We start from the raw sequence: 5253 nt of genomic DNA on the forward strand, positions 1-5253 counted from the left end.
GCCACCTGTTCACCGGTCGGGTGACGCTGACCACGCATGCGTGGCTGGCCGACCACATCGTCATGGGGACCGTGATCCTGCCGGGCACCGCCTTCGTCGAGCTCGCGCTGCACGCCGCCCGTACGGTGGGCCTGGACGAGGTGGCGGAGCTCGTGCTGAACGCCCCGGTCACCTTCGGCACGCACGACGCCGCGCTCCTCCAGGTCGTCGTCGGTGCCGAGGACCCGTCCGGGGGGCGTGCCCTCACCATCAGGTCACGCTCCGAGGAGGACCACTCCTGGACCGAGAACGCCACCGGCACCTTGGGCAGCCCCGTGGCGGTGCCCTCCTGAGAACCCGGCGCGGGCCGCGCCGGCGGCCCGCGCGTACGGCTCCGCCCCCTCACCGGACCGGTGAGGGGGCGGAGCCGTACGCGCGGAAGGGGTCAGGAGGAGAAGCGGAGCGGGGTGAACGGCACCACCGAGGCGTGCGGGGCGGTGTCGGTGAGGTAGGCGGCCATGCCCTCCGCGGTGACGGGCGCGAGCTGGACGCCCATGCGGAAGTGGCCGGAGGCCATGTAGACGTCGGGGACGGCCGTCGGGCCGATGACGGGCAGGTCGTCGGGGGAGCCGGGACGCAGCCCCGCGCTGATCTCGCCGAAGCGCAGGGAGCCCACGCCGGGTATCACCTTGGCGGCGCGGGCGATCAGTGCGCTGATGCCCTCGGCGGTGGCGACCTCGTCGTAGCCGCGTTCCTCGTAGGTGGAGCCGATGACCAGTTCGCCGTCCGGACGGGGCACCAGGTAGAGGGACGAGCCCTTGGCGAAGGCCCGCGTCGTCACCTTGAGCAGCGCGGGGTCCGCGTGCAGGCGCAGGACCTGGCCCTTGACGGGGCGGATCTCCGGGACGGCGCCGTCGGGAAGGCCCCCGATGTGGTGGGTCCAGCAGCCGGCGGCCAGGACGAGGCGGTCGAAGGCCACCGCGTCGCCGTCGTCGAGGGTGACGGTGTGGTCACCGACCCGTACGACGCTGCGCCGGACGACGGTGCCGCCCAGGGCTTCGACCGCCGTGATCAACGCCGCGTTGAGCACGCGCGGGTCGATGGAGCCGTCGTCGGGGGAGAGCAGGCCGCCGACGACCGGGGCCAGGCCCGGCTGGAACGCGTCGCACTCCTCCGGTGAGAGCCGTCGGGTGCGGATGCCGAGCGACTCTTGGAGGTCCCGCTGTCGTTCGAGGCTGCGCATGGAGTCCTCGTCGAAGGCGACGTCCAGCACACCGTCGCGCCGGAAGCCGGCGGGGGCGAACTCCTCCAGCTCCGCCACGAAGGACGGGTAGAGGTCGCGGGAGGTCATGCACAGGCGCAGGAGGTCCTCCTGGCCGATGAGCTGTTCGTGGCCGGGCGGGAGCATGCCCGCCGAGACGTGGGACGCCTTGGTGGCCGGGGCCGGGTCGATCACGGTGACGGTGACGCCCCGGCGCGCGGCCCGCCAGGCGGTGGCCAGGCCGATGACGCCACCACCTACGACGACGGTGTTCATGATTCGCTCTCCTCGAGAAGTCGCCGCAGATGGGAAGCCAGCCCTGCGGGCGTCGGATGGTCGAAGACGAGGGTCGCGGGCAGGTGCAGCCCGGTGCCGGCCGCCAGGCGGCGGCTGAGTTCGAGGTTGCCGATGGAGTCCAGGCCGACGGCGCCGAACTCCCGGTCGGCGTCGATGTCCTCGAAGCTGTCGTAGCCGAGGACGGCGGCCGCGGACGCGCGGACGAACCGCAGGGCCGCGCCGTCGCGCTCGTCCTCCGGCAGGTCGTCCAGGCGGAGGTTCAGCGCGTTGTCGGACGTGCCGGAGGGGGCGGGCGCCAGGTCGGCGAGGACCGGCGGGACGTGCCCGGTGAGTGCGGCCTCGTTCAGCCGCACGGGGGCGAGGACGGCCTCGTCGCCGGCGAGTGCCGCGTCGAAGAGGGCCAGGCCCTGGTCGTGTCCGAGCGGTGCGAACCCGGAGCGCTTGATGCGGTTGAGGTCGGTGGCGGACAGCTCGGAACCCATCCCGTCCTCGCTCTCCCACAGGCCCCAGGCGAGGGAGAGGCCCCGCAGGCCGAGGGTGCGGCGGTGGTGGGCCAGCGCGTCGAGGACGGAGTTGGCGGCGGCGTAGTTGGCCTGCCCCGCGTTGCCGACCAGCCCGGCGACGGACGAGAACATCAGGAACCGGCAGTCCGGGTCGCGGATCAGGTCGTGCAGGTGCAGCGCCGCGTCGACCTTGGGGCGCAGGACCTGGTCGAGCCTGTGCGGGGTGAGGGCGTCGACGGTGGCGTCGGACAGCAGGCCCGCGGTGTGGATGACGGCGGAGGGCGCGGGGAAGTCCGCCAGGGCGGATTCGAGCGACGACCGGTCGGTGACGTCGCAGGCCACCAGGTCGACGCGGGCGCCGAGCGCGGTGAGCTCGGTGTCCAGGTCGGCGGCTCCGGGGGCGTTCGGACCCCGGCGGCTGAGCAGGACGAGGTGCCGGACGTTGTGGCGGGTGACCAGGTGCCGGGCGAACAGGCGGCCCAGCGCCCCGGTGCCGCCGGTGATCACGACGGTCCCGGTGAGGCCGACGCGCCGGGACGGCGGCGGGCAGCGCACGAGACGGGGCCGGAACAGGGCGCCGTGGCGCACGGCGACCTGGGGTTCTCCGGAGGCCACCGCGGCGACCAGGGCGCGGCCGGAGTCCTCGGGGTGGTCGACGTCGGCCAGGACGAAACGGCCGGGGTGTTCGGACTGGGCACTGCGCAGCAGGCCCCACACGGCCGCGCCCGGCAGGTCGGACAGGTCCTCCTGGCCGCGGGACGCGACGGCACCGCTGCTGACCAGCAGGAGGCGGGAGCCGGCCAGGCGGTGGTCGGCCGACCATTCCTGTACGAGCATGAGGGCGCGCTGGGCGGCGGAGCGCACCGGCGAGTCCTGGTCCGTGCACGAGACCACGACCACGTCGGGCACGGGCGCGCCTTCGCGGAGCGCGGCGTCCAGGGCGGCCAACGACGGGTAGGAGTCGAACGAGCGGCAGACGGACTTCAGCGCGCCGGTGACGCCGATGTGGTCGGTGCCGAGGAACGCCCAGTGCGTCCGGTGCGTGCCGGTGGACGGCTGCTCGACGGTCTTCCAGGCGACGCGCAGCAGCCGGGTGCGCTGCGCGGCGGCGTCGAGCTGGTCGGCGGAGACGGCGCGCCTGACGAGGGTGTCGACCGTGACGACGGGTTCGCCGTCGTCGCCGGTGAGCTCCAGGGACACGCCGCCCTCGCGGGGCACGGCGTGGACGTTGACGGTGCTGGCGCCCGCCTGGTGGAGGCGGATGCCGCGCAGTGCGAAGGGCAGGAACGTACCGCCCTCGCTGTCGAGGCCCGGTACCAGTGCGGCCTGCAGGGCGGCGTCGAACAGCGCCGGGTGCACGAGGTAGTCGTCGCCGCCGGTCGCGCCCTCGAGACCGGCCTCGGCGTAGACCTCCTCCCCGTGCGACCACACGGCCCGCAGGTTCCGGAAGGCCGGCCCGTACCGCAGGCCGCGCTCGGCCAGCCGGTCGTATATGTGCTCGGTGTCGACCTGCCGCGCTCCCTCGGGAAGCCCAGGCCTTTGCGTGCTGCTCATCGTCGCTTCCTCCGCGGTGGCCGGGCCGGATCAGTTCTCGGGCGGGTTGGTGATGGCGGCGGCGATCTCGCCGTGGCTCTCGCCGCCCTTCTCGTCCCAGTAGCGGCACCGGGTACGCAGCACGACCAGGGCGTCGCGCAGGTCGTTCCCGTCCCAGTCGGCGATGTCGACGATCTCGATCCGGCCCCGGAAGGCACGGCCGCTCATGGCGTTGCGGAACGTGCTCCTGAAGTCGGTGATGAACACGTCGGCGAGCTGGCGGACCCAGAACTGCTCCATGGTCCAGCGCGAGAACGGTTCGATCAGGGACTCCTTCACCGCCTTGGCCATCAGGTAGTAGGCCATCTGGTTGAAGCAGATGTTGAACTCGACCGAGTTGAAGTGCCCCGTGTCGTCGATGTAGCAGGACTCGGGGATCACGAAGGAGCAGTCGGCGCTGAGGAGGACGTCGTCGCGGCCGTCGTGCAGGGTGACCGTGGCCGAGGTGAGGTACTCGCACCGCTTGGCCCGGTACGGGGTCAGCACGCGGTGCAGCAGTTCCTCGTCCGTGGGGTGGACATGCCGGTCGGTGGCGTCGAGCAGTCGGGTCATGTCGGATCTCCTGATCCTCGCGCGGTACGGAGCAGTTCGGCCAGACTCATGTTCTGGATCGCCGCGGTGCGGTCCTCGGCGCCTCCCGTGTCCTCGGCCCGCTCCGGGTCCGTCTCCGGTTCGCCGAGCGCCAGTTCCTCCAGCAGGTGGCGGGTGAGGACGAGGGAGGTCGGGTGGTCGAAGACGAGGGTCGCGGGCAGGCGTTCCCCGACAGCCTCGCCGAGGCTGTTGCGGAAACGGACGGCGGCCAGGGAGTCGAAGCCCATGTCGCGGAACGACCGTTCCGCGTCGACCTCGTCGGCTTCGGCGAAGCCGAGGGTGGCGGCGGCCTGGGCGCGGACGATGTCGAGCAGTGCCTGTTCCCGGCGGGCCGGGGGCAGACCGGCCAGCCGGTCGCGCAGGCTCTCGGCGGGTTCGGGGGCGGTGGCCTCGACGATGCGCCGGGCCGGACCGCGCACCAGGTCCCGCATCAGGTACGGCACGTCCGCGCGGCGCTGACCGGTCAGGTCGAGCCGGACGGGCGCCAGGAAGGCCCGGTCGAGCGTTCCGGCGGCGTCGAGCAGCGCCAGGCCCTCGTCGGAGGCGATGGGCAGGACGCCGTCGCGCCGCATGCCGGCCACGTCGGACTCGTCCAGCGCGCCGGTCATGCCGCTGGCCTCCGCCCACAGTCCCCAGGCCAGCGACTGCGCGGGCAGTCCGTGGGCGCGCCGGTGGGCGGCGAGGCCGTCGAGGAAGGAGTTCGCGGCGGCGTAGTTGCCCTGTCCGGCGCCTCCGGTGACGCCTGCGGCGGACGAGAACAGCACGAACGCCGAGAGGTCCTGGCCGGCGGTCAGCTCGTGCAGGTTGAGCGCGGCGTCGACCTTCGGGCGCATCACCGCGGCCATTCTCCGCGGTGTCAGCGAGGAGATGATCCCGTCGTCGAGGACGCCCGCGGTGTGCACGACCCCGGCGAGGACGCGGTCCGCGAGCACGGCGGCCAGGGCGTCCCGGTCGGCGGCGTCGCAGGCGGCCACCTCCACGCGGGCGCCCAGCCCGGTGAGTTCGGCGGCCAGGGCGGCGGCGCCGGGT

The 5253-nt window shown here is 73.4% G+C and carries 5 protein-coding genes; 1 reads left to right on the forward strand and 4 read right to left on the reverse strand.

What is annotated here, in order from left to right:
- Window positions 1-332: polyketide synthase dehydratase domain-containing protein (locus B7767_RS13300; protein WP_179167136.1), on the forward strand; the 332-nt coding region annotated here is incomplete at its 5' end.
- 92 nt (window positions 333-424) lie between these two features.
- Here B7767_RS13300 and thiO read toward each other — a convergent pair.
- The 4 genes from thiO to B7767_RS13320 all read right to left on the reverse strand — a co-directional run.
- The gene (gene thiO / locus B7767_RS13305; protein WP_085572369.1) at window positions 425-1516 is read right to left on the reverse strand and encodes a glycine oxidase ThiO; all 1092 of its coding nucleotides are present in this window, start codon (window positions 1514-1516) and stop codon (window positions 425-427) included.
- Window positions 1513-3594, reverse strand: a complete 2082-nt coding sequence (locus tag B7767_RS13310) for a type I polyketide synthase (protein WP_085572370.1) — start codon at window positions 3592-3594, stop codon at window positions 1513-1515. The genes thiO and B7767_RS13310 overlap by 4 nt, the downstream gene beginning before the upstream one ends.
- A 30-nt stretch (window positions 3595-3624) precedes the next feature.
- A complete protein-coding gene (locus B7767_RS13315) occupies window positions 3625-4185 on the reverse strand; it encodes an FcoT family thioesterase (RefSeq protein WP_085572371.1) in 561 nt (186 codons plus the stop codon).
- On the reverse strand, window positions 4182-5253 hold a 1072-nt coding region (locus B7767_RS13320), incomplete at its 5' end, for a beta-ketoacyl reductase (protein WP_143652413.1). The genes B7767_RS13320 and B7767_RS13315, both read right to left, overlap by 4 nt.

The organism is Streptomyces sp. 13-12-16 (genome assembly GCF_002114215.1).
Taxonomy (GTDB): Bacteria; Actinomycetota; Actinomycetes; order Streptomycetales; family Streptomycetaceae; genus Streptomyces.